Source organism: Bartonella sp. ML69XJBT (assembly GCF_028618515.1).
Classification (GTDB): domain Bacteria; phylum Pseudomonadota; class Alphaproteobacteria; order Rhizobiales; family Rhizobiaceae; genus Bartonella.
Map to the genome: position 1 here is coordinate 73,299 of NZ_JAQITB010000006.1, position 25,551 is coordinate 98,849.

Annotated in this window: 23 protein-coding genes and 1 pseudogene; 10 read left to right on the forward strand and 14 right to left on the reverse strand. The window is 37.5% G+C overall.

Features of this window, described 5'->3' with window-relative positions:
• Positions 1 to 25: 25 nt before the first annotated feature.
• The 7 genes from PVV68_RS03480 to rpsF all read right to left on the reverse strand — a co-directional run bounded on the left by PVV68_RS03480 (position 26) and on the right by rpsF (position 6,632).
• Positions 26 to 607 (reverse strand): CvpA family protein, encoded by a 582-nt coding sequence (locus PVV68_RS03480; RefSeq protein ID WP_273720561.1) that lies wholly within the window; start codon positions 605 to 607, stop codon positions 26 to 28.
• Positions 608 to 739: 132 nt separating this feature from the next.
• Positions 740 to 2,125 (reverse strand): DNA repair protein RadA, encoded by a 1,386-nt coding sequence (gene radA / locus PVV68_RS03485; protein WP_273720562.1) that lies wholly within the window; start codon positions 2,123 to 2,125, stop codon positions 740 to 742.
• 6 nt (positions 2,126 to 2,131) lie between these two features.
• Entirely contained in the window at positions 2,132 to 3,622 is a 1,491-nt protein-coding gene (locus tag PVV68_RS03490) for a replicative DNA helicase (protein WP_273720583.1), read from the reverse strand.
• 614 nt (positions 3,623 to 4,236) lie between these two features.
• On the reverse strand, positions 4,237 to 4,833 hold the full coding sequence (rplI, locus tag PVV68_RS03495; RefSeq protein WP_273720563.1) for a 50S ribosomal protein L9: 597 nt from the start codon (positions 4,831 to 4,833) through the stop codon (positions 4,237 to 4,239).
• Between the two features lie 25 nt (positions 4,834 to 4,858).
• The gene (locus PVV68_RS03500; RefSeq protein ID WP_273720564.1) at positions 4,859 to 5,839 is read right to left on the reverse strand and encodes a hypothetical protein; all 981 of its coding nucleotides are present in this window, start codon (positions 5,837 to 5,839) and stop codon (positions 4,859 to 4,861) included.
• Between the two features lie 137 nt (positions 5,840 to 5,976).
• Positions 5,977 to 6,225 carry a 30S ribosomal protein S18 gene (gene rpsR / locus PVV68_RS03505; RefSeq protein ID WP_273720565.1) on the reverse strand — a complete coding sequence of 83 codons (249 nt, stop codon included), beginning with the start codon at positions 6,223 to 6,225 and terminating at the stop codon, positions 5,977 to 5,979.
• Entirely contained in the window at positions 6,225 to 6,632 is a 408-nt protein-coding gene (gene rpsF / locus PVV68_RS03510) for a 30S ribosomal protein S6 (RefSeq protein WP_273720566.1), read from the reverse strand. The genes rpsR and rpsF overlap by 1 nt, the downstream gene beginning before the upstream one ends.
• A 345-nt stretch (positions 6,633 to 6,977) precedes the next feature.
• Between rpsF and PVV68_RS03515 the strand changes: the two genes are divergently transcribed.
• The 7 genes and pseudogenes from PVV68_RS03515 (at position 6,978) to gmk (ending at position 13,188) form a co-directional block, all read left to right on the forward strand.
• Positions 6,978 to 7,565: an undecaprenyl-diphosphatase gene (locus tag PVV68_RS03515; RefSeq protein ID WP_273720567.1), complete on the forward strand. Its 588-nt coding sequence runs from the start codon at positions 6,978 to 6,980 to the stop codon at positions 7,563 to 7,565.
• 77 nt (positions 7,566 to 7,642) lie between these two features.
• A complete protein-coding gene (fabD, locus tag PVV68_RS03520; RefSeq protein ID WP_273720568.1) occupies positions 7,643 to 8,587 on the forward strand; it encodes an ACP S-malonyltransferase in 945 nt (314 codons plus the stop codon).
• Positions 8,588 to 8,607: 20 nt separating this feature from the next.
• Positions 8,608 to 9,345: a 3-oxoacyl-[acyl-carrier-protein] reductase gene (fabG, locus tag PVV68_RS03525; RefSeq protein WP_273720569.1), complete on the forward strand. Its 738-nt coding sequence runs from the start codon at positions 8,608 to 8,610 to the stop codon at positions 9,343 to 9,345.
• A gap of 260 nt (positions 9,346 to 9,605) precedes the next feature.
• The gene (locus PVV68_RS03530; RefSeq protein ID WP_004860281.1) at positions 9,606 to 9,842 is read left to right on the forward strand and encodes an acyl carrier protein; all 237 of its coding nucleotides are present in this window, start codon (positions 9,606 to 9,608) and stop codon (positions 9,840 to 9,842) included.
• A gap of 98 nt (positions 9,843 to 9,940) precedes the next feature.
• Complete coding sequence (fabF, locus tag PVV68_RS03535; RefSeq protein WP_273720570.1) at positions 9,941 to 11,206, forward strand: beta-ketoacyl-ACP synthase II; 1,266 nt, start codon at positions 9,941 to 9,943, stop codon at positions 11,204 to 11,206.
• A gap of 105 nt (positions 11,207 to 11,311) precedes the next feature.
• Positions 11,312 to 12,435 (forward strand): annotated as a pseudogene (gene mltG, locus PVV68_RS03540) (endolytic transglycosylase MltG).
• Between the two features lie 60 nt (positions 12,436 to 12,495).
• Positions 12,496 to 13,188, forward strand: a complete 693-nt coding sequence (gene gmk, locus PVV68_RS03545; protein ID WP_404978432.1) for a guanylate kinase — start codon at positions 12,496 to 12,498, stop codon at positions 13,186 to 13,188.
• Between the two features lie 20 nt (positions 13,189 to 13,208).
• Here gmk and rsmA read toward each other — a convergent pair whose 3' ends face one another.
• The 6 genes from rsmA to lptF all read right to left on the reverse strand — a co-directional run bounded on the left by rsmA (position 13,209) and on the right by lptF (position 20,750).
• A complete protein-coding gene (gene rsmA / locus PVV68_RS03550; RefSeq protein WP_273720573.1) occupies positions 13,209 to 14,039 on the reverse strand; it encodes a 16S rRNA (adenine(1518)-N(6)/adenine(1519)-N(6))-dimethyltransferase RsmA in 831 nt (276 codons plus the stop codon).
• Positions 14,030 to 15,043, reverse strand: coding sequence for a 4-hydroxythreonine-4-phosphate dehydrogenase PdxA (pdxA, locus tag PVV68_RS03555; protein ID WP_273720574.1), 1,014 nt, complete (start codon positions 15,041 to 15,043; stop codon positions 14,030 to 14,032). The genes rsmA and pdxA overlap by 10 nt, the downstream gene beginning before the upstream one ends.
• Positions 15,043 to 15,999: a peptidylprolyl isomerase gene (locus PVV68_RS03560; RefSeq protein WP_273720584.1), complete on the reverse strand. Its 957-nt coding sequence runs from the start codon at positions 15,997 to 15,999 to the stop codon at positions 15,043 to 15,045. Before PVV68_RS03560 ends, pdxA begins: the two co-directional genes overlap by 1 nt.
• A gap of 102 nt (positions 16,000 to 16,101) precedes the next feature.
• The gene (locus tag PVV68_RS03565) at positions 16,102 to 18,468 is read right to left on the reverse strand and encodes an LPS-assembly protein LptD (protein WP_273720575.1); all 2,367 of its coding nucleotides are present in this window, start codon (positions 18,466 to 18,468) and stop codon (positions 16,102 to 16,104) included.
• Positions 18,469 to 19,563, reverse strand: a complete 1,095-nt coding sequence (gene lptG / locus PVV68_RS03570) for an LPS export ABC transporter permease LptG (protein ID WP_273720576.1) — start codon at positions 19,561 to 19,563, stop codon at positions 18,469 to 18,471.
• On the reverse strand, positions 19,560 to 20,750 hold the full coding sequence (gene lptF, locus PVV68_RS03575; protein WP_273720577.1) for an LPS export ABC transporter permease LptF: 1,191 nt from the start codon (positions 20,748 to 20,750) through the stop codon (positions 19,560 to 19,562). Before lptF ends, lptG begins: the two co-directional genes overlap by 4 nt.
• Before the next feature lie 403 nt (positions 20,751 to 21,153).
• On the opposite strand from lptF, the gene PVV68_RS03580 reads away from it, so the two are divergent.
• Both PVV68_RS03580 and PVV68_RS03585 read left to right on the forward strand, forming a co-directional pair.
• Positions 21,154 to 21,600, forward strand: a complete 447-nt coding sequence (locus PVV68_RS03580) for a DNA polymerase III subunit chi (protein ID WP_273720578.1) — start codon at positions 21,154 to 21,156, stop codon at positions 21,598 to 21,600.
• Between the two features lie 169 nt (positions 21,601 to 21,769).
• Positions 21,770 to 22,033 (forward strand): hypothetical protein, encoded by a 264-nt coding sequence (locus PVV68_RS03585; protein WP_273720585.1) that lies wholly within the window; start codon positions 21,770 to 21,772, stop codon positions 22,031 to 22,033.
• Here PVV68_RS03585 and PVV68_RS03590 read toward each other — a convergent pair.
• Positions 22,030 to 23,319, reverse strand: coding sequence for an MFS transporter (locus PVV68_RS03590; RefSeq protein WP_273720579.1), 1,290 nt, complete (start codon positions 23,317 to 23,319; stop codon positions 22,030 to 22,032). The genes PVV68_RS03585 and PVV68_RS03590 overlap by 4 nt on opposite strands.
• Before the next feature lie 599 nt (positions 23,320 to 23,918).
• Between PVV68_RS03590 and PVV68_RS03595 the strand changes: the two genes are divergently transcribed.
• On the forward strand, positions 23,919 to 24,959 hold the full coding sequence (locus tag PVV68_RS03595) for a hypothetical protein (RefSeq protein WP_273720580.1): 1,041 nt from the start codon (positions 23,919 to 23,921) through the stop codon (positions 24,957 to 24,959).
• Positions 24,960 to 25,551: the final 592 nt, after the last annotated feature.

Here is a 25,551-nt window from a genome sequence, read left to right on the forward strand (position 1 = left end):
TTTGAAACGTTGTATCCGTGATGAATTATTCTCTATTTTGCTGAATTACTTTTTTATGAGAGTGCTTATCTTGTGTATGAGCATCATCTTTTTTTAAAAAATTTTCAGCCTTTTCAAGAACAGTATCGAGATCTTTGGGAAGTTTTTCCCAGACTTTTTGTCCCAATGAATCTAAGATGGGTTTTGTTATTGCATTTTTTAACCAACTTGCTTGATTCTCAGGTTTCACAAGCGCATTAAGAAGCAACATGGCGATGACCACAATAAATAAACCACGAAGTGCTCCAAAAACGAAACCGATAATACGATCAAGGATACCAATGCGGCTATCAATAATAAAATCGGAGATTTTCATTGTAATAATTGAAGTAATAATGAGGACAATAATAAAAATTGAGACCAAAGTTGTGATCAATGCAATCATTTTATTAGAGAGATATTGTTCAAAAAAGGGCAAGACAGGCTTGAATAAAAACAATGTAGCAACAGCTGCGATTGCCCAAGAAACCAACGACAGCACCTCACGTGAAAATCCTCTGAGCATAGCAAGGAAAGCGGACAACAGGATGACTGCTACGACAATTCCATCAAGGACTGTTATGATCATTTGTTTGTTCCTTATACATAAAGTTGTATTGTTTTAATTTAGTATAAAAATGCGTTTTTTGTTATGCCATTTTTTATTCTTATAGCAAGGGTCTTTTTCTTTTGTAGAGTTTTTTCTATATTATGATAGGTATCACTTGGAGCAGTTTTTATCTGCGGTAAGTGCTGCAACCAGCTCAGGAAGGTCAGAGAATGTTTTTTGTTGAAAATTGAGCAATTTCATTGTTTTTTTTGTTGTAGTTGGTTGAACAGCTCCTTGAAATCCCAGTTTTTTTGCTTCATTGATGCGCTGTGCTGAATGCGCAACAGCGCGAGTTGCTCCTGAAAGGCTGATTTCACCAAAATAGACATAATCCGTTGGAAGAGGAATGTTTGCAAGAGAAGATACCAAAGCTGCTGCAACGGCTAAATCAGCGGCTGGTTCTGATATGCGATATCCACCTGCAACATTAAGGTAGACATCGTGTTGTCCAAAGCGAATACCGCAATGCGCTTCCAAAACAGCAAGAATCATTGAAAGACGATTTCCATCCCATCCCACGACAGCGCGTCGTGGTGTACCAAGCGAAGAGGGAGCAACAAGCGCTTGAATTTCTACGAGTATTGGGCGTGTTCCTTCCAAGCCTGCAAAAACAGCAGATCCTGGTGCTTTTTCATTTCGTTCACCCAAAAATAGCTCCGATGGATTGGCAACTTCCCGTAATCCTTTATCAGACATTTCAAAAACACCAATTTCATCTGTTGGGCCGAAGCGGTTTTTAACAGTTCTAAGGATTCGATAATGATGTCCACCTTCACCTTCAAAATAAAGAACAGCATCAACCATATGTTCGACCACACGGGGGCCAGCGATTTGCCCATCTTTTGTTACATGGCCGACAAGAACAACAGCTGCTCCTGTTTTTTTTGCAAAGCGGATCATTGCTTGAGCACTGATGCGTACTTGTGTGACAGTACCAGGCGCTGAATCGGCTGCATCTGACCATAGAGTTTGAATAGAATCGATAATCACCATATCGAGATTTTTATGTTCGCTTAAGGTTGCAAGAATATCTTCAACATTCGTTTCAGCAGCGAGTTTAACCTCCGTATTGGCAGTTCCAAGTCTTTGGGCACGCAGACAAATTTGTGCAATAGCTTCTTCACCTGAAACATAGATGACATTATGCCCCTTTCGCGATAAAGCAGCAGCAGTTTGTGTCAGTAATGTTGATTTCCCAATACCTGGATCGCCACCAACAAGGAGCGCTGATCCACGAACAAAGCCTCCACCTGTCACACGATCAAGTTCAGTGATACCAGAATGGATACGTGGAGCATCTTTAAGATCTCCAGAAAGAGATGTAAGAGGAATGACACGCCCTTTACGGATATTTTGCACTGGACCAGAGCCGATGCCCCCATTCAGATTTTCTTCGATAAGGGAATTCCATTCACCACAAGAATTACATTTTCCAGCCCAACGTGAATGGACGGTTCCACAATTTTGGCAAATAAATTGAATACGGCTGCGTGCCATGATAATTTAACCAATTTGTTCTGGAAGATAATGACTATCTGCCAGATCACTAAAGCGTGTGAAATCAGACTGAAAAGCAAGAGGAACAGTTCCTGTGGGGCCATGGCGTTGTTTTGCGACAATAACGTCGGCTTTCCCCATAATTTTATCCATTTCATCTTGCCATTTTGTATGTTCAAGGGTTCCTAATTTGGGTTCTTCATTTTTGAAATAATATTCTTCACGATAAACAAAAAGCACGATGTCTGCATCTTGCTCAATCGAACCAGATTCACGTAAATCTGAAAGTTGTGGTCGTTTATCTGTTCTATTTTCAACTTGGCGCGAAAGTTGTGAAAGGGCAATAATAGGAATATTTAGTTCTTTTGCCAATGCTTTTAATCCTGTGGTAATTTCTGTAATTTCCTGAACACGATTTTCTGAAGAACGTTTTGAACCGCTTGTCATAAGTTGAATATAGTCAATAAATAAAATATCCAAACCATGTTGCCGTTTAAGACGCCGTGCACGGGCAGCCAATTGCGTAATTGATATACCACCAGTTTGATCAATATAAAGTGGCGCTTTTTGTAAACGATTCATAGCACGGATAATTTTAGAAAATTGCTCTTCAGAGATATTTCCACGACGGATATCAGAAGAAGAGACCTCTGTTTGTTCGGAAATAATGCGGGTTGCAAGTTGTTCTGATGACATTTCCAGTGAAAAGAAGCCAACAATACCCCCCTCATTTTCTTGTATTTTGTTATCACGATTGTAAGCATTGGCAATATTAAAGGCGATATTGGTAGCAAGTGATGTTTTCCCCATACCAGGACGTCCTGCGAGGATAATAAGGTCGGATGCTTGTAGCCCCCCCATTTTTTCATCAAGTGTTTTAATATGAGTAGCTATTCCTGATAAGTGTGAAGAACGTTTTTTGGCAGCACTTGCCATGTCGATAGCTTTTTTGATAGCTTCATTGAAGTTTTCAAATCCTCCTCCATATTTTCCCTTTTCTGCCAATTGAAACAATTGCTGTTCAATAGTTTCAATTTGTTGGGATGGTGTAAATTCTACAGGAGCATCAAAGGCTGTATTAACAACTTGAGTTCCAAGATTAATCAAGGAGCGTCGGATAAAAAGATCATAGATGACACGTCCATAGTCTTCGGTATTAATAATTGTTATTGCTTCTTTTGCTAAACGAACAACATAATTATATACGGTGATATCGCCAATTTTTTCGTCAGCTGGAATAAAGGGCTTGATGGTAATTGGATCAGCAATTTTTCCTTTTTCGATATGATGGGATAAAACATCATAAATTTTTTGATGCAATGGTTCAAAAAAATGTTCAGGTTTTAGAAAATCTGAAACGCGATCATGCGCATCATTATTGATGAGAAGTGCACCAAGCAATGCTTGTTCAGCTTCAATATTATGCGGGAGTTGTTGAAAAGAAGAGGCTTCTTCTTTTTGCGCAGAACTGAAGTTAACAATGCTTGTTTTTTCCATAACAGTTTTTTCCACTAAAAGTTCACCTTTAGCTATTTTAGGCAATTAATTGAGTGTTGTATATTAAAAGGATAGAAAACTAAATCTTCCTTTTTAGCCTCTCTGCAATTGCTGATTCACCATTTGTATATTACCGATAACATCTTATTCCTTTATATTTTATTTTTATAATGTGGAAATTTTAGAGAATATATAAATTTTCCAAATTGCACTTTATGATGTAAAAAGGAAGTACAATACAATCTTTGGGTATTATAATATTATGTAATTTCAATACCAGTATGAGTAAAATAACTTCTTTATGGTCAGAATTATTTTAGATTATAGAGGGATATAATTCATTTACCGCTTCATTTTATGCAAATATCACTCTTTTAAGAAATAGAAACTTACACAATTTTTTGTTCTATTTTCACAAAACGACGGATAAGAATATTTTCTCGCAGCCTTTATAGTTTTTAGTATATTTTTATACCATATGCTAGACACTGCTTTTTTATAAGAATACAGTTTTTTGATGATAAAATAATAAAAGCACTCAATTTTTTTGTAAGTGCTTTTATAACGTATCAATCTCTTAGACAATGCAAAATGCAATATAGGTAAAAGGATAATTAAGCATCTTCATTAAGACTGTTTGTCTCATTCTCATTATTTTCTTCTGCTAATAATTCTTCCTGTTTTTCTTCTACCAACTCTTCTTGAATGTCATATATTGCTTCAGCAGAGGTTAAATTTTCACCTTCTGCTTGGCGTTGAGCTTCACTAGCTGAGCGTGCAACATTAATAATCACAGAAATCTGAACTTCAGGGTGTAAGCTAAGAGTGATGGTATGAAGGCCGATAGTCTTTATTGGATGGTGAAGTTCAACTTGATTTCTACTAATAGAAAAACCGTCATTTGTTATAATTTCAGCAATATCACGTGTTGATACAGAACCGTAAAGTTGCCCCGTTTCACCAGCTGAACGGACAGCAATAAATGATTTACCATCAAGTTTTTCAGCAACTTTCTGCGCTTCGCTTTTACGTTCAAGATTACGTGCTTCAAGTTGTGCACGCTGTATTTCAAAATGTTTTTTATTAGCTTCATTTGCACGTAAAGCTTTACCTTGAGGCAAGAGAAAATTACGTGCATAACCATCTTTAACTGAGACAATATCACCCATCTGACCAAGGCGAGGAATGCGCTCAAGTAGAATAATATCCATAGTTTTTCCTTTCGAACAAATAAATTTAATGAAGTTTCTTGCCTGATTGAAAGTTGTATTGAATAGCTGCCCAAATACCCATTAACAGCATCATGAAAGAAATTGGTGGAGCAAAAACGACGGTTAAAATAGCAATATAAACAAGAGAGAGTATAATAAATCGTCCGTTAATTCCTTTCGTAATATTATGGAGATACGCTAGACCACTGATTGATATGATGACAGTGTATGCAGTGCTAAAAACACGTGTGCTCAAATTAACAGGAGCGCTCAATTCAATCATTGATGCTACGCAAACAACAATGAAAATAAAAATTCCAGAGATTGGCAGGCGGAGAGTTTGACTCCAATCATCACGAGGCCTTTTAAGCCATTTCATATGTTGTGCCGTTATTATCGAAAAATAAAGATTTCCAATGAGAAAAATCAAACTATAAATAGTCAAAGCAATGGCAGTCAAAGTTGCTGCATGTGTCATTAACAACTCACTAAGAGCCTGTATATCAGTTTCCCTCATTGATCGAGATTGTTGCATAGCTTGTGCTATGTTTGCAGTGATTTTTTTTGCAATAAGGGGTGTGGAAGGACGGGTTTGGACATAAAGCCCGATGAAGGTTGCTATAAGCGCGATGAAGTTGGTTAAATGAAAAATGACCGATGATAACGGATACCATATCAGGGCGTTTTTCTTTTGTGTTGGTCGTGCAAGTCCAAGGAGCCAAGAAGCATAGACAGCCGGAAGGAAAAATAACAGCATAAAGCCAAAAGCAATATAGATATTAGTGGTGATGATAAGAACAACAGTAGCAATTATGAGTGCAACAATGCTGGCGAATGTTCCTTGAGCGAATGCAACAATGAAAATTGGCAATGAAAGAAAGCAACCAAGAATAAGAGGAAAATAGGGAACAATATTCGCGACACTGATAATTGCCATTCCTATTACAACAGCAAACAACCCCGCTAAAATACCGGTCATTATCTTATAAACATGAAAATTTTTCATTTGTTGCTGTCCTGCTGTTGGCAGTTAGAGGCATTCCAACGCCCCAACTTTTTGTGCTCTATAGATTTAATATAGTCTATAATCAGGCTATACTAAATCACACAAGGCAACTGGGGAGTGTCCCCAGTTTATAGAGTTTATCTTATAATGTATGGAAGCAAGCCTAGAAAACGAGCACGTTTAATGGCATTTGCCAACTCACGCTGTTTTTTCTGACTAACAGCTGTGATTCTTGATGGAACAATTTTCCCACGCTCTGAAATGTAACGTTGCAACAATTTGACATCTTTATAATCAATTTTAGGAGCATTCGCACCTGAAAACGGACATGTCTTACGACGACGATGAAAGGGACGACGCGCTGCAGTTTGATTCATATCAGTCATCATTCTATTCCTTCTATGGCATCTTCACGTTGACGACGCGAGGAGCGAAAGCGTTCTTCATCTTGCCCCATGTGATTATTACGATCAAGGCGTGAGAGCGCAATAGACTTCTCTTTTTCGTGTTTTTCGACGCGAATGGTCATGTAACGCAAAATATCTTCATTGATACGCATTTGACGTTCAACCTCAGCAATAGCTGCAGCTGGAGCATCAATATTAATCAGCACATAATAAGCCTTACGATTTTTGCGAATACGATAAGCAAGGGGACGAAGCCCCCAATTTTCTACACGCCCAACTTTCCCCCCGTGCGCTTCGATGACACCTTTGTAGACATTCAAAAGTTCATCAATTTGCTGTGGAGCAATATCTTGTCGGGCAAGGAACATATGTTCATAAAGAGCCATTATTTTGCCTTTCTTCAATTAAACTTTACCGGTTTTAGCGCAAAGCCTCTGCGACTTGTCTTTTTTGGAGACCCAAAGAAGAAAGGACGCGTTTACAATTCGAGACATTCGAGAGCGGAGACACGGGAGGTCGAAAACTTTGCACTTTCTACTGGTTACTTCCCAGTCCTCCGTTCAATCCCCAGCTAAAATGCCGGTAACAAACGTTTGACATTTACAACTTATCTTTAAAAATAGCAAGTTCATGTGCATAAAAAAATTGATTTATTAAATCTTGATATATTGTTTATCTTTACTAAAGAGACGATGGCGTAAAGTTGTAGTATAAATATGAAGGAAAGAAGAATGGATTTTTTAAACCGGATTGACATTGCACTTTTAGGAATACTTACAGGCAATCATCAATCTTGGTCATTTGTGGTATTGTTTAGTATTTTTTGTGCAAAGTTTTTAATTTATATTATCCCACTACATCTTTGTGTATTGTGGTTTTGCGGTGAACAGATGGAACGGCGTGTAGCGTTAAGCATTTGCGTGAGCATTTGTGTAGCCCTTTTAATAGGTTATCTCATTTCACTCACTTATTTTCACCCACGCCCGTTTGTTGTTGGTTTGACAAATCCACTCATTCAACATCGTCCAACAGCTTCTTTTCCGAGTAATCATGCTTTGACTATTGCATCTTATACAGCGAATCTATACTTTTACCGATACAAAGTGGCTTCTAAGCTTGCAGGAATGTTTTTGTGTTTAATCTGTTGGGGGCGTATCTTTGTTGGTGTACATTATCCTTTTGATGTTGTCGCTGGGATCATTTTAGGAAGTTTCATAAGTTGGGGTGTTATTCAGTTTATGGTACCGTATTTCCCTAAGTTTTTATACAAAATTCCACCATTAAAATATAATTTTAAGAAAACTATCCATTTCAAATAAAGCACTTTATCTTGATTTGTGCTGATGAATAAGATCAAAAGAAAATAATTGAATTGCACAATTTGAGGAGTCGATAAATGGCTACAGCTTTTATTTTTCCAGGGCAGGGGAGTCAGCTTGTTGGTATGGGCAAAGCGCTTACAGAGCAATTTGTTGCAGCACGGATGGTTTTTGAAGAAGTCGATGAGGCTCTAGGTGAGAAATTATCAGATATCATTTTTGAAGGGCCAGCAGATGTTTTGACGTTAACAGCAAATGCACAACCAGCCTTAATGGCTGTATCCATGGCTGTTATTCGTGTGATGGAACAATTGGGGCTGAATATAAAAGAAAAGGTGAAGTTTGTTGCAGGCCATTCTTTGGGAGAATATTCGGCTCTTTGTGCTGCTGGTACATTTAGTCTTACGGATACGGCAAAGCTCTTGCGCATTCGTGGAAATGTCATGCAAGCTGCTGTCGCTGTTGGTGAAGGTTCTATGGCAGCACTTATTGGTTTGAGTGAAGAAGATGTAGAAGAAATTTGTGAAACGGTTTCTAAGCAAGGATTATGCCAGATTGCTAATGATAATGGGGGAGGGCAAATTGTTATTTCAGGTGAAGCAAAAGCGGTTGAAACAGCGGTAGAGGTTGCATCAAAAAAAGGTGCTAAACGTGCACTTCTTCTTCCAGTTTCTGCTCCTTTTCATTCGCTTTTAATGCAGCCTGCTGCTGATGCCATGAAGAAAGCACTTTTAACTGTTAATAAAATGGTTCCCCTTGTTCCTTTGGTTGCCAATGTTTCTGTTGCACCAGAAACCGATCCAGAACGTATTATTGCGCTTCTTGTCCAACAAGTGACAGGGAGAGTACGCTGGCGTGAAACAATAGAATGGATGGGAAGTAATGGGATTGACACGCTGTTTGAAGTTGGTTCTGGAAAAGTATTAACCGGTTTAGCGCGTCGTATTAACAAGGATATAAAGGGATTAACAGTTGGAACAGTTGAGGAAATAGAAGCAGCACTACAGGTGCTTGGTGTTTAATCTATTAAGGAGTCTAAAAAATGTTTAAATTAACAGGTCGTAAAGCTCTTGTGACGGGGGCGTCAGGAGGGATAGGTGAAGCAATTGCACGTTGTTTTCATGCGCAAGGAGCAATTGTTGGGCTTCATGGAACGCGTGAAGACAAGTTAAAAGAAGTGGCCGCAGATTTAGGACAAGATGTTTTTGTATTTCCCGCTAATCTTTCTGAGCGTAAATCCATTAAGGAACTGGCTGAAACAGCAGAAAGAGAGATGGGTGGAGTTGATATTTTGGTTAACAATGCGGGCATCACCCGAGATGGTCTTTTTGTACGTATGCAAGATCAAGACTGGGATGATGTCTTAGCAGTCAATCTCACAGCTGCTTTTACTTTAACACGTGAGTTAACACATTCTATGATGCGGCGTCGCTATGGAAGGATTATTAACATAACATCAATAGTTGGTGTTATGGGAAATCCTGGACAAACCAACTATTGTGCTGCAAAGGCTGGTTTGATAGGCTTTTCTAAAGCATTAGCGCAAGAAATTGCTTCACGAAACATCACGGTTAATTGTATTGCTCCAGGATTTATTAAGTCTGCCATGACCGACAAGCTTAATGAGAAGCAAAAAGAAACCGTTATGGCAGCGATTCCAATGAAACGTATGGGGGGTGGGGAAGAAATCGCTTTTTCTGCAGTTTATTTAGCGAGTGATGAAGCAGCATATGTGACAGGTCAAACATTACACGTCAATGGCGGGATGGCAATGATTTGAGTATTTGCTTTATTCCACATTGATTTATAATCTGTATTATTTTAAGTAGTAATAAATGAAATGGGAAGATTGCCCATTTATCTAAATATCGTAGGTTGATCAATTTATGTCGGAATGTCAGGTTGTTTCATTTTGTAGGGGATATCCACAGGGTGTTTTAAATCTCTGCTAGAATCTTTAAGAGTAATGCATCTATTGCTTGATTAGATGATCCGATATAGCTAACCAATTATAGGAAAAATAAATTCGAGGATTTCAACATGAGTGATACAGTAGAGCGCGTTAAGAAAATTATCGTAGAGCATCTTGGAGTTAATGCAGATAAGGTAGTAGAAAATGCAAGCTTTATCGATGATCTAGGAGCAGATAGCCTTGATACGGTTGAGCTCGTTATGGCTTTTGAAGAAGAATTTGGTGTAGAAATCCCAGATGAAGCTGCTGAAACAATTTTCACGGTGGGTGATGCAGTAAAGTTTATTGATAAAGCGTCTGCGTGATAACAGAAAGGCAAAAGCGTAAAATACTTTTGCTTTTATTTTTTAGCTATTTTGAAAATAGAGCTTTGAGAGGTGATCTCAATTCAAGGTTAAAAGTTATGAGACGTGTTGTTATTACTGGTTTAGGGCTAGTATCTCCATTAGCTGGTGATGTCGAATATAGCTGGAAACGCCTTCTTGAAGGAAAAAGTGGTGTTCGGCGTATTACGGAGTTTGATGTATCCGATTTACCATGTCAGATTGCTGCTCGTATTCCTTTAGGTGATGGAACAGATGGTACATATAATGCTGATTTATATATGGATCCCAAGGAACAGCGTAAAGTTGATGCATTTATTGTTTATGCAATGGCTGCTGCTGGTCAAGCACTTTCAGATGCTGAGTGGTTTCCCAAGAGTGATGAGGATCAGATTAGCACAGGTGTATTAATTGGTTCGGGGATTGGCGGCATTGAAGGGATTGTTGAGGCTGGTTATACACTTCGTGATAAAGGTCCTCGACGCGTTTCTCCTTTTTTTATTCCAGGACGTTTGATTAATCTTGCTTCTGGCTATGTGTCGATTAAGTATGGTTTACGCGGTCCTAATCATTCTGTTGTAACGGCTTGTTCGACAGGTGCGCATGCCATTGGTGATGCTGCACGTCTGATTGCGTTTGGTGATGCAGACGTCATGGTTGCAGGAGGCACTGAATCTCCGATCAATCGGATATCTCTCGCTGGTTTTTCTGCTTGTAGAGCTCTTTCCACTTGTCGTAACGACGATCCTGAGCGCGCATCACGTCCTTATGATGCTGATCGCGATGGTTTTGTGATGGGTGAGGGAGCCGCAGTTGTTGCTTTAGAAGAACTTGAACATGCGAAAAAGCGTGGTGCTCGTATTTATGCCGAGGTTATTGGCTATGGTTTATCTGGCGATGCCTATCATATCACTGCTCCCTCAGAAAGTGGTGAGGGTGCACAGCGTAGTATGATAGCTGCTCTAAAGCGTGCACAGGTAAATGTGAGCGAACTTGATTACATTAATGCTCATGGAACTTCAACGATGGCAGATACCATAGAGTTGGCCGCTGTTGAACGTGTTTTGGGGCATTATGCGCCACAAGTATCCATGTCATCAACAAAATCATCTGTGGGGCATTTACTTGGTGCTGCTGGTGCTGCTGAGGCTATTTTTTGTGTTTTAGCTATACGTGATAATATAGCTCCAGCGACCCTTAATCTTGATAATCCATCAATTGAAACGAAAATTGATCTTGTTCCACATAAACCACGTGAACGAAAGATTAATACGATTCTTTCTAATTCCTTCGGCTTTGGTGGAACAAATGCCTCTTTAGTGATGCGGCGCTTTGGGGAAGAATAAGTTACATTTTTTCTATTTATGAGTTTTCTACTTTATTGTAAAATTATAAAAGTTTAAGTGAAAAATTATAACTGTAATACTTAAAACTTGTTGAGGGTAAGAATTGTGTCCGAAGTGAAAAACAACAAACCACCACAGGACATAAATGATTCCTTTTCAAATCATAGAATAGATAATATAGAATAGATAATAATGACATGTTAGCACATAAAAAACAAAAGAAGTCATTTGTCGTACGTAATCCATTGGTTATTCTCGGTCATTTTTTTTTGATGTTTATTGTGGTTATTATTTTAGCCATAAGTATTCCTCTTTATATTGGAAAAAGTATTTTTGAAGGAAAGGGAATATCGAAGGAAGAGCAAGTTGTTCTTATTTCTCCTGGAACAGGGATTCGTGAGATTTCTTCACTCCTTGAAAAACAAGGTCTCATTCGATCAGCTGATGTTTTTGTTTACGGGGTTGGTTATCATCAAAAAACAACACATCTTAAGGCTGGTGAATATTTAATTCCAGCTCATGCTTCAATGCAGGATATTATGGATATTCTTGTGAAGGGCAAATCTATTGAATATACCTTTACGGTGCCAGAAGGTTTGACGGTTCAACAAGTTTTTGATCGATTAGAAGCTAATGAAGTTTTAATTGGTGATCTTCCAAAAGTTTTGCCTCCAGAAGGCAGTTTAATGACGGATACTGTTCGTTTTATTCGTGGAACAACGCGTAAAGAAATTATAAACAGATTGCGCGAAGGACAGACAAAATTAATTCATGCTATATGGGCTACGCGCTCACCTGATTTACCCATAAAATCTATCGATGAATTTGTTATATTGGCATCAATTGTTGAAAAAGAGACAGGAATTGCAGCAGAAAGACCTAAGATTGCTGCGGTATTTTATAATCGTCTTGCAAAACATATGCGTCTTCAATCTGATCCAACAGTAATTTATGGTCTCTTTGGTGGGAAAGGCATGCCATCAGGTCGTGCAATTTACCGTTCAGATCTGGAGAAAGAGACACCATATAATACGTATAAAACTGATGGTTTACCGCCAACAGCTATTGCCAATCCAGGTCGAGATTCTTTAAAAGCCGTGGCACATCCCCCAAGCAGTGATGCACTCTATTTTGTTGCTGATGGTTCAGGAGGACATGTTTTTTCTAGAACTTTAGAGGAGCATAATATGAATGTTCGCAAGTGGCGTGCATTCAAGGCAACACATTGATTTGAAAAAACTCTATAGAAAACCTATTATTGAAGTTTTGAAGAAAAGTAGAACAGTATGATGACAGATTTTGGGGATGGATCGCGTGCTAAAAAAAACAACCAGCGTCGTGGTTTTTTATTGATTCTCTCTTCACCCTCAGGAGCAGGTAAATCAACTCTCTCTCGGTTACTTTTAAAAGATAGACAATTAGAGCTCTCCGTAAGTATGACAACACGGAAAAGACGTCCTAGTGAAGTGGATGGTCTTCATTATCATTTTATTTCAAAGAAAGAGTTTGAACGCAAGCGCGATGGTGATGAATTTATTGAATGGGCAGAAGTCCATGGAAATTATTATGGAACTTTACGTGAAAGTGTTGAAAATGTTTTGAGTGCTGGCAGAGACATGTTATTTGATATCGATTATCAAGGCACAGAACAGCTTCAAAAAAAGTTGCCAAATGATACCGTATCTGTTTTTATTCTTCCACCATCTATGAAAGAGCTTATTTCACGTTTACATCGTCGAGCAGAAGATAGCCAAGATATTATCAATTTACGCTTAAAAAATGCACGGACGGAAATGCAACATTGGCGTTCTTACGATTATGTTGTCATTAATCAGGATTTAAATCAGTCTTTATCACTTATTAAAGCGATTTATTTCGCTGAAACAGTAAAACGTGAGCGCTGTTCTTTTCTTGAGTCTTTTGTTAATGGGCTTATTGCTGAAAAGATTGACGAACGCTTTGATCATTTTGAAAAGAAGTAAGAAGCAAAAAGGTATGTTTTTTAGGTTACCAAATGCGCTAAAGTTACAAATTCAGCAATTGAAAGCGTTTCAGCACGGCGTGTCCCGTCGATACCAGCTTTTTCTAAAAGCTTTTCACCTCCAAGAGTTTTAAAATTTTGACGAAGCATTTTTCGTCTTTGTCCAAAAGCAATTTTTGTAACAAAACTTAATTTTTGGGCAGAGCAGTTGAGGGGGTGTGCGCGCGGAATAATATGAACAACGGAAGAAGTTACTTTGGGAGCTGGTGTAAAGGCTTGAGGAGGAACATCAAAAGCAATTTTAGCAGTGGTCCGCCAACCAGTTAAGACACTAAGACGTCCATAGTGGTCGGATTGAGGCTGAGCAGTAATGCGTTTTGCCACTTCACGCTGAAACATCAATGTCATTGATTCATAAAAAGGAGGCCATGGTTCAGTCAATAGCCAATTTAATAAAAGTTGCGTTCCAATATTATAAGGAAGATTTGCAATAATGCGTGGTTTTTCGAGAGATGTTTTAAAAAGTATTGAGAAATTTTGCTTCAATGCATCATTACAAAGAACTTTTAGTTTTTGTGGATAGTACTTTTCTATCTCTAAAAGAGCCGGTATACAACGCTCATCACGCTCTATCGCTGTTACTATGGCTCCCTGTGCAAGCAAGGCACGTGTCAAACCTCCAGGACCAGGTCCCACTTCAATAACAGGTTTTCCTTCTAAATTACCTGCTTGATGAGCAATTTTGGATGTTAAATTAAGATCAAAAAGAAAGTTTTGTCCCAAGGACTTAAGAGCTTGTAATCCATAGATTTCAATGACTTTACGCAGAGGAGGTAAATGATCTATTGGCATGCTATCAAACTATTTTCTGCAAGTTGATTTGCAAGTTTAAGGGCAGCAATAAAACTTGTCGGAGAAGCTATTCCTTGATCAGCAATATCAAAAGCAGTTCCGTGATCTGGAGAAGTACGAATAAAAGGTAGTCCTAATGTGACATTAACAGTGGTATCAAAGTCTAATGTCTTAACAGGAATAAGGGCTTGGTCATGATACATGCAAAGGGCAACATCATATGTTTTTCTTGCACATTCATGGAACATTGTATCGGCAGGCAATGGACCTACAATATTGAGTCCTTTCTTTTTAAGAGTTTCAATAGCTGGAGTAATAATTTCAAGATCTTCTTTTCCCATAGCCCCTCCTTCTCCGGCATGAGGATTAAGTCCAGCAACAGCGAAACGAGGAGAAGTGATTTTAAATTTCTTTTTTAAGTCATATTCTGTAATGAGTGCGGTTTGAACGATCAAATGATCAGTAAGTTGTGAAGAAACTTCTTTGAATGGGACATGAACAGTAATAGGTACGGTTTTTAATCGGGGTCCTGCTAACATCATAACCGGATGATAACATTTATTGGAGGCTTGATGAGCCAAATCGGCTAAAAACTCTGTATGACCAGGAAATTCAAATCCGGCATCGTAAAGATTTTTTTTAGCAATAGGACAAGTAACCAGTGCAGAAGCATATCCACTTTGAATCAATTGAACACTGCGTTTAATAGCCTCAATCACTCCAGCAGCATTGTTAGGAGAGGGGAAACCTCGTTGATCACTTTGTCGATTTTCCAATGGTATTACAGGAAGAGCAGCGTAAAAGTTTTTTCCAGGATTATCTGTTACAACAGTTTCTATCACAACATCCATCTGTAAAAAACGGGCACGCGAACGGATAATATCTGGATCAGCAAGCAAAACAAAAGGAGGAATTTGACGTGTAAAACGCAAATTCCACGCTTTTAGTGCTATTTCAGGACCAATTCCGGCAGGATCACCACCGCTAACAACAAGGACAGCCATTATGAGTTTTGAATACGCGCTACCTGACGCAATTCGTCTAAATATTTTTCGCTTAACTTTTCAAGTTGCTGTGGGCTTTTTTTCTTATTATCTTGAATGGAAAATATCAGCCGTGCTACGTAATCGTCAGAGACTCTTTTTATTTTACAGACAGCCAGTGCTTCAATTCCATCAGATGTTTCTTGAAATTTTGTCATTTTTCCAGCAGGTGTTGCAAGGATAGCCTGTTCCCACGCACTTGGAAGCTGGGGTTCGAGAAATTTTCCCAAGTGGCGGATAGTGACATCTAAAATGCCTCTTGCTTGATTTTGAGAATTTGCGCATCCACGGAAATGTGCGCGAAAATTATTGGCTTCTCTTTGGCGTCTTTCAAAAATTTCTGAACGGCGGTGTGCAGGAATGACAAAAATAATTCGTTGTAGTGTATATTCATTGGTTGAAGGTTTTACACCACCATTTTTCAATATTCTGCGTACGGCTTCCTGTTCGCTAATCATACCCGTTTCAGCTTGATAACGTGCATGAACAAGACGACCCCATCCTATTTGTCCACGGATATAATCTTTAAAGTGTTGTACTGTGATATCATTTTGAATCAAAATCTGATTGAGTTGATCAATAGCCATATTATTTTGCATTGCAAAATTTTCAAAAGCTTTATCCACCTCTTCATTGCTTACTTCAATATTCCGGCGCTTGATTTCGATGTTTTTGAGGGTCTCATTGATAAGTTCATTTTTGGCTTGCCCAGCAAGATTGCCTTGCTTTTGTTGCAATCTAAGAAAAGCAATACGTCTTTGAATATCGTAATTTGTGATAGGATTACCATTGACTGTAACGACAATGGCAGTCTGTGCGAAGACTGGTGAAATTAAAAATTCACTTATTATGAGGTTGCTGACACTCAAAGGTGCAATACACAATAAAGCAAGAATGCGCTTTTTGAATTTATTCATGTAAGTAGGCTTTCGCATTATTTATTAATCCTTATCAATTACTTTAAATATACGTTTTTTTTCATAAAAACAATGATAAGTTAAATGATCTATACATTCTCTTTATAAATTTGAGTTTATCTTTTTTCCGATATCTGCAATTGTACGCAATGAAAGAGAGAAATTAAAGTTTTGCAAAGGTGTCTTCTTCCCTGGGTCAGTTATCTGCTGATAACCAAATGTAAGTCCAAAACATTCATCTGTATAGTTTAAGCTGATTCCTCGTTTTATGAATATTCCCGATACTAAATCATAACCGGCATTGCTGTTAATAGACCAATAGTTAGCCAGTTTAATGCCCGTTTGAAAAGAAATTTCTTGACGTTCTTGTGGATATTCGTAATCGGGTTGATTCGCAATATAGGCATATTGTACAGCCGCCCAAAAATTCCGCCATTTCTGTGATGCTTCAATTTCACTACGGCGGATTTTTCCTGTTTTTTTATCAAAACGTCCACGAGTTTCTAGGGAAAAACCACTTTTATGGTTTGCTCCAAACATTGCGACATAGTCTGAACGGGTTGCCTCTAAGCTAGAATGAATTCCTACGTTAACAAAATCCTTTTCTGCAAAAGAATTTTTTCCTGCAAGATGAAAGGATTGTCCAACAAGACCATAAAGAGACCAATTATTGTTAAAATTGCCGGAGTATCTTAAACCTATATTGGCTCGTGTTCCTCCTTCTACACGGTCGTAACCAGAAAATTTATCACGTTGAAAGAGGGTCGTTGCATCAAATATAAAGCTTTGCGCATCTTCATTAGGGAGCTGTCCGATATATCGCTCATTATTGCGGATAAAAATTTGTGCAGTTGGCTCTATAATATGTGTGGAGTTTTCTAATGTAATGAGTAAGGGATAGCGTAATTCTAGACCAGCAGTTGCCATACCACGAAATGCTGAACGATGAAGAGTGGATGAGAAGTCATTTGTTCTATAAGCAGTATCATTTTCGTGCGCATTTGTTGTAATGATATCAGCTCGTAAAGCAAGAAGAGGGGTTAAGATAAGCCCACTCTGCATGTTAAAGCGCCTCTTCCACTCTAGCTCGTTTGTTAAACGAAAACTATTTCCAGCGATACCAGAAAGTCTAGCAGCGTTGAGAGGTTTTCCGTTCCAGTCAGTAGCAGTAAAGTCAGTATGACGACGATAAATTGATTGCATGTTGCTATGAAATGTGAGTTCCCCATTATAAATTGGTTCATCTGGTGTGAAGAAGTAATCAATACGGGGAAGAACCCACGCTTGCCGAGAATGACGTTCATGAGGATTATTCAATATCAAATCTTGAACTTTAAAATGGTAAAAACGCATATCAAAATAGTTTTTACCTGCAAGGCCATTCAAATAAAGCTGAGAAAGTTGTGTAGGATTGTTATAGTTTTCAAGTTTATAAGCACGACTAAAATGTCTATCAGACTGTGCAAGAATATCCCACCCATAGGTCCAGTGTGAATTAATACGAAAATCTCCCTTTGTGGCTAGCATATAACGATTTTTATGTTGTGCATCAATCGTATCACTGTCAAAATGATGGGGTTTCATCTGATATATATGCGCGAAGCGAATGTTATAACTGCCTGTTTTCAAACGTTGACGCCATTCACCTTCAGTTAAAAGCCCTTGTTGAGTATAGAGGGTAGAAGAGAGTGTTAAATCATAATGAGGTGCAAGATTCCAAAAGTAAGAATTTTTTATACCCATGCCGAGATAATCAGCATAGAAAAGATGAGGAACAAGGAAACCGCTAGCACGTTTCACTGTTGGATCATGAATCTCAAAAGTTGGAAATTGTAGGATCGGTACACCAAAAACTTCAAAGTGGCTATTTTCAAATCGAATTTTTTTAGTAATGTTATTCCAGATGATCTTTCTTGCTTTAATTTTCCACAAGACTTCTTTATCTGGTTTATAAGAACAGGGTTCACAGGCTGTATAAGAAGCGTTATCAAAGACTGTTATCTGATTGTTGCGGCGTGTAGCACTTGCCGCTGCAAAATGGACATTGTTGGCCGTATCAATACGCAAGGCATTTACGAAACCTTCGCCGAGATCTTTAGTCATATCAATTTGGTTGGAATAAATTTTGTTTCCATCTTTTTGAATAACTTCAACATTCCCTTGCGCTATGATTCGTCCTGTTTTTTGATTGTAAGTAACTTTTTTAGCGATAACTTTGTTGCCATCATATTCGATTTGGACATTGCCTTGTGCAGAAACAGTGTTTTCATCACGGTTGTAGATAAGTTCATCTGCAGAGAGCAAGAGAGGACTGATCGGATTTTGGATACGATTTTGAGTAAGAAGAGTCGGGCTTTTGGCGTTTACAGAATAGGATAAAGATATAGCTAAAACACAGCACATAACACTTTTAAAGATAAGTGCAGTTAATTTTGTCAGAATCATTCTTTTACTTATCAATGCTTTCACTTAGCCATCCTCTTTATGGAGTAAAAAGGAGATTCCCAAAAATAATGCAATAACAACTGGTGTCCAAGCTGCAATAATTGGTGGAATATATCCAGCGTTACCAAAAGCTTGAACGAGTACAGAAATAACATAAAGCACGAAACCGGCGAGTACGCCACCAAGAATCAACATTCCAGATTGTCCAAATCGCGTGAAGTTTAAAGACACAGTTGCTGCAATAAGAGTCATTGCCACAAGAAGAGCAGGTAATGCAATCAAAGATTGTAAATACATATCAAAATTATTGGCAGAATAGCCGAATGAACGTGCGATCATAATTTTTTTTGGCAATTGATAAAATGGGATAGTCGCTGGATTCACTAAACGTTCAGTTAAAAATTCAGGTTTTAGATTAGTTTTTATTTGAAATGTCGTAAATTTTTCAGGAGGATGTCCTATTTTATAGATTGTTCCGTTTGTTAAAAGCCAAGAATCGTTCATCAACGTTGCTTTTCTTGTGTTAATCCAATTTTTGACTGTTGCATCATCATTGTATTGCACAAAGGTTGCTTCAATGAGAGAAAGTCCTTGATCAGTAATAGATTTAGCACCAATGGTTGTTCTACCTGAAGTTGTTTGTTGTGTTAACCATGGGATACGGGTGTTTTGAAAAGAAGATGTTAAGACATTATTACTACGCCACTCAGTCATCATTTTTTCTGCTTGAGAAAATCCCCATGCGGCAAGAGGATTAATAAAAAGAATTGAAAATAATCCAAAAAGAAAAGCACCCAAGCAAGTAGGCATGAGAAATTGCCATGCAGAAACGCCAATTGAGCGTGTCACAACAAGTTCAAGTTTTCGATTAAGTGAAATCAGCATAACCATTGCAGAAAACAGTGCAATAAAGGGAATGAGTTGCTGCATGATAAAAGGAATGCGTAAAACAGAGATGAAAAAAGTATCTTTTGCCGTATAATGGGAAAGATGAGATAATCGACCAGAGTTTTCTGTAAAATCGATCAAAAGGGCAAGAATAAAAATACCCCCAAAAAAATAACAAGTTATTTTAAAATAACGTATAAAGAAATATCGTCCAAGCGTCCACCCAATCATGATACCTCATCCGAGGGATATTGAGACTTTTGATGTACAATTTTTTTGACCAATTTTTGAAAAACAATTTGAATAATCTCATGAAGTTTTGTGGGAATACCAATTGTATGATTTGTCAAAAGCATAAAAAAAACGAAAGCACTTATTCCTACGGGGGTAATATAAAGAAGAGGAATGTATGCAAGATCACTCTTTGCTTTTTCTGCAAAAAAATATCCTATCCAATATACGAGTAATGAGATGGTAATGGCAGAGAAGTTGGCAAAGTTACGAGCTTGTCGATATGAGCGTGTATCTCCTGCTGCTGCTAAGGCAATGAGTGAAAAAATAATTGGATAGAACCATTCTGTAAGTCTGCGATGAAATTCAGCTTTATATTGGAGTGGTTTCCGTTGATAGTAGGGATCTTTCGGATCAGGACTTAGTAAATAAGAAAGAGGACGATCTTTCGGGTAAAGTGTGGGTATTTTATCATTGGGAATGAATTCACTCAAGCTAAAGATATACGAGCTGAATTGAACAATTGAGACGCTATCATTTTGATGATTAATCCTTTCTATTTCGCCATTATGAAGGATGAGAAAATTGCCACTTTTATGACTCACAATTGATGCATTTGTTGCATAATAAAAAAGATCGGTTTTGGGATCACGCTGGTCGGCAATGAAAAGTCGTTCAAGCGTCCCATTTGGATTGCGTTCACCAATTTCGATGTAAAGATTATTGGCAAGTTTTTGGAAGCTACCTTCACTAATAAAAAGGTTAATAAGATCGACATGGGCACTCGCTAGCATTTGTCGCATATTAAGACGTGCTTGAGGAACAACAAAATTGGCTATAGAAAAGGAGACACATGATGCAACAATAGCGAGAAGAAGAATTGGTTTCCAAATAGTGCTTTTGGGAAAACCAGAAGCGCTAATGATCGCAAGCTCTGAATCTTGATTCATTGCTGAAAGAGTGGTCGTAATTGCAATCAGTAATGCAAATGGAATGACAAGAAAAATAACAGAAGGAACCAATGAAAATGAAAATTGCAGGACTGTTAGAAGTGTTTGCCTACTTGTTGTAAGAAAATTTATTCGTGCAAGAATTTGCACTGTCCAGCTAATACTAATTGCTGCAATCATGACAGCACTAAACAAGATCAAAACACGTTTCAGGATGTAAAACTCAATAATACGCATAAATGGGATAGTACCCTCAGTTTCAAACTAGAAAGAAGTATTCTACACTGCCTTGAATGAAAAATATAACCAAAATTTAAAATATTCTTATGTTTCCTGTGTATTTTTACCAAATAGATAGAGTAAAATAATAGGATAATTTCAATCCGTTGTGTGATACATTATATTTTGTTTTCAAGGATAGGCTATAGGGAAGTGAGAGAACAAAGCTAAAATAAACCTTTTAGTGCCCTTAAGAACCGGCGATTTGTCTTTAACACATATGAAAAAACAAGTAATACATACAATCAAAAGAAGAGGAAATGTTATGTTTTTAGCCAGTTTCTTCAGTGCTGGAGATGATAGAGGATTCTCACCCCCAAAAATGTTAACTTTTTATAAAGAGTGATGAGGGCTAAGCAGGGTGGATATTTTATTCTATCATTTGACGCAGTCAACGCTTGGGGATATTTTGCCAACACTTGTGGAGCGTGCACTGGCTCGTTTTAGTAAGGTCACAATACAATGTGTGAGTAAAGAGCTACGCGATGCTATGGATATGCGTTTATGGGTTTATGCTGATGAAGCATTTATTGGGCATGGCACTGAGTGTGATCAATACCAAAATTTACAACCTGTATTTCTTACCACAGGGCAAGAAAATCCGAATGATTCAAAGATACGCTTTCTCATAGAAGGAGCAAGTTGCTCAGATATTGATTCTTATCAACGGCTTGTAGTGATATTTGATGGCAACAATGATGAACAGTTGAATCTTGTTCGGGCACAGTGGAAAAAATATAAAATGGAAAACCATAATTTAACGTATTGGCAACAGAATGAAGATCGCGGTTGGGAAAAACAGATTTGATGTGTGTCACGCCTGTTATTTTGATTTTTATAGGACTGATAAGAATCACAACTTTCACACTCCTTATCACGGAAGAATCAGGAAAAAGCATTGAGTTTTTATTGTGACTTTTCTTTTAAGAATACTAAAAATGTAGATTATAATAAAAAAAGATTAAATAGCAATGATGATGATTATTGATCGAATTTTGCTTGTTTTATGGGCTGTTATGTTGGCTTTTTTTTGCGTTTCATGGTTGGGAACAACACATATTCTATCGCGAATGTTTTCTGTTACTTATATTGGCAATATTGCAGATATTTTATTCTTTTTTTTGAGTGCACTGTTTGCTGGAATATTGTGGTTGAGTATACCACAACCGATGTCTTGGAATATAAAACTGGCGGCATTTCTACCGCCAGCACTTATTTTATTCTTTTTCATTGCATTCTAGTTAGAGATTTCATCTTCGGTAAATCCTACAAAGCAAAGCAGTGAAATAAAAGAAGCGAGAAGCAAATAATAACCGATATAAGAAGTATCAAAATGTTGCACTAGATATTCTGCAATATAAGGTGCAAGAGATGCTCCTACGATACCAGATAAATTGAATGTTACAGAAGCCCCCGTATATCGGATTGTTGTTGGATATGGCGAAGCCAAAACAGCACCAAGAGGACTGTAAACCATTCCCATGATAGATAAGCCAATGACAGACATTATAAGGACTCCTATAATTCCAGAATTTAGAAAATAAGGAATTGCGAAAGAATAGATACCGGTAATGATTGTGACCAAAATCATCAAAGTTCTACGCTTAATGCGATCAGCAAGCTTTCCAGTTATAACGGTAAAAATTCCACAGAAAATAGCACCAATCACTTCTACTTGAAGAGCCTGATGATATGGCAGTTTCAGGTGATTTGTTGAGTAACTTAATAAATATGCTGTGACCAAATAGAACAAAACAAATGTTGCCATACCAGAAAATATTCCAAGAAATAGGATTCGTGGACATTTTAAAAAGACATCAATGATAGGAACTTTGACACGTTCTTTACTTTGAAGAGCTTTCTTGAATTGAACGGTTTCATTGATTGAAAGACGAACCCACAGTCCCACAATCATGAAAATGATTGAGGCAATAAAGGGAATGCGCCATCCCCACGCTAAGAGTTCATCGTGATCAAGAAAGTGCAACAGACCTAAATAAACAACAATAGATAAGAACAAACCGATTGGAACGCCCAATTGAGGAAACATAGCATACCATCCACGTTTTTCTGGAGGAGCATTTTCTGTTGCAAGCAAAACGGCTCCTCCCCATTCACCTCCCAATCCCATTCCTTGCCCAATACGGCACAGGGTTAAGAAAAAGGGAGCCCACCAACCAGCTGTTTCATAAGTGGGAAGAAAACCAATAATAACGGTTGACACACCCATCGTAAGAAGAGAGGCAATAAGTGTTGCTTTTCGTCCAATTTTATCTCCAAAATGTCCAAAAACAATTGATCCAAAAGGGCGTGAAAAAAAAGCTGCTCCAAAGATCAGAAAAGATTGCAAAATGGCAAGTTGGTCATTTTGCGTTGGAAAAAATACATGGGGAAATATAAGAGCTGCGGCAGTTGCAAAGACATAAAAATCAAAGAATTCAATTGTTGGGCCAATAAGGCTGGCAAATAAAATTCGACGAGGAGAATTTCTTTTGCTTGTACTTTGTATTTCTGAGTTTATAGACATGAATAGAATGTCCCTTTCAGTATATGACAAATCAAATTATGGAACTAACCCCTTATAATTATAGAAATTTCAAATCAGTGTCGAGTCGATATTATTATGCTTCCGTATATTAGAACAGTGATTATAGTATGAAAAGCATAGATAATTGTCCTGTAAGTGTATCCAAATTGAAGACAATTAAAGACACCTTTTAAATGTCATAGAATATGGAAATCTATTTCTATAAATAATTTAGTCTCTTAATATCCTATTACTGTTTACTTTAAAATACAGACACTGTTTTAGTTTATTTCAAGAATCCATCTGATTTTTGAGATCAATGTTTCTTATCTCAAAAATATTCAAGAAATCCTTTTATTGATGCAATTAGAACACTTTTAAATTGTATAAAGAAACAATTTTATCTTTTGGTTGTGTGTAAGTTTTAAAACACACACTGGGGTGTTCTATGAGGCAGAGTTGAGTACGCTGAATGCTTTGTAGAGGATGATTTGTTGCCTTGAAGAATATGAGATTGAGCAGGTACATCGTGTTGTTTTTATTATGCACTTTTTTCCAAATATGCGAATTTTTTTATTTGAAATTATGGGGTGTGAAGAATGCAATGCAAATTAAGGATAAGTTTTTGGGCATTAATGGCTGGTAGTTTGCTTGTAAAAATTGCACATGCTGAAGAAGTAACGGCACTAGGAGAGAAATCATTAACATCAGTAAGTGTAAGTGAGCAGTTAGGAGAAATGAGCGAGAAGCTCGCCAGTGAGAATCTTACAATTGAAAATGGTAAAGTTGAGATTGTTAAGAACGGAAAGGTTTCAAAAGGCACTTTTATTGGTCAATATGGGTTACAAAGCGTTGAGCATCGAGGACAAACAGAGAAGGTTAAAGTTCATGGTGGTGAACAAATTGTTGTAGGAGATGGGAGCTATGCTTATAATTCTGAAATTTATGGTGAAGGTGAAACATCGGGGCAACAGAATGTATATAGTGATGGAGCAGCTTTCTTCACAAATGTTATGAGTGGAGGGGAGCAAAATCTCAGTAAATGGCTTGGAGATGAAGGGGGCTTAGCGGTAGATACTGTGGTTTATGCAGCTGGAGTGCAGAATGTTTTCGCGGGAGGTAGGGCAAACACAGTTACCTTGGAAAAAGGAGCTCTTCAAAGAGTCTATGCCGGTGGACGTGTAGAAACTCTGACGATTAACAGCGAAGCAAATGCATTGGTATATGCTGGGGCAACATTAGAAGGAAAAATAAAGGTTAATGGTTCTGGAAAGCTCTACCTTTATGCTGGAGATAATGGGCAGCAAACGAATGCAGAAGAAATTATATTAAAGGGAAAAGAGTCTCAATTATATTCCATTGCTACTAAAATTGATGGTTCAAGTTCTCACATTCAGAAGTTAAGTAGTAATGGGAGAGTTGTTTTCACTTCTGATTCTCATGATTCTCAGCAGTCTCACCCATATTATTCTTTGCTTTATATTGGTAATCTTTCTGGCAGTATACATTTCAGTTTGAATGTTAATTTTGCAGAGAGCTACGGTGATCATCTTATCATTGAGATAAGGAGAAGGGAACCATACAGTAAGTGTTACGGATTCTGGTACAGAAATTACAAAATCTTTTTTCAAAGCATTTGATTTAATTACTGATAAAAGTGGGAATGCCCATTTTTCTTTAATCGGTCATTCAAGATATTATCATAAAAAACACAATAAAGTCAATATGTTGCGTGCAATTATTTTATATGAATCCACTTAAGAATCCACATTTTTATACGTGATTCATTTGACCATTTTTTATAAACAATTGCCATGTATGAATAGACCATAAAAAGCAAATCATGATGTAAATATTATAACGCATATGTGCATTCAAATGAAATGAAAAGCAGTTATCATTCATAACAGTTCATAAATTTTATGATACGTTTTTATCATTCAAAAATCGCATGCGTTTAGAGAATGGTATGAGTTTTGCTCTTTTTTGAGCGAATCCTTAAAAGGAAAATAATCGTTTAAAATTTTTATAAGCTTATAAGTGTAATTCATTAAGGGTGTATAAAAAGACAAAATCGCTTTTAAAGCGCTTACTAAAAATTTAGTAAATGATAGGCAGTCATTATACAAACATATCATCACAACAGTTATGAAATTCAAAACGTTATGTCTTATGATGCGAAAATCTTTTAATGAATATGGTGTATAGTGAGTTTTAAATGATGGAACTCTC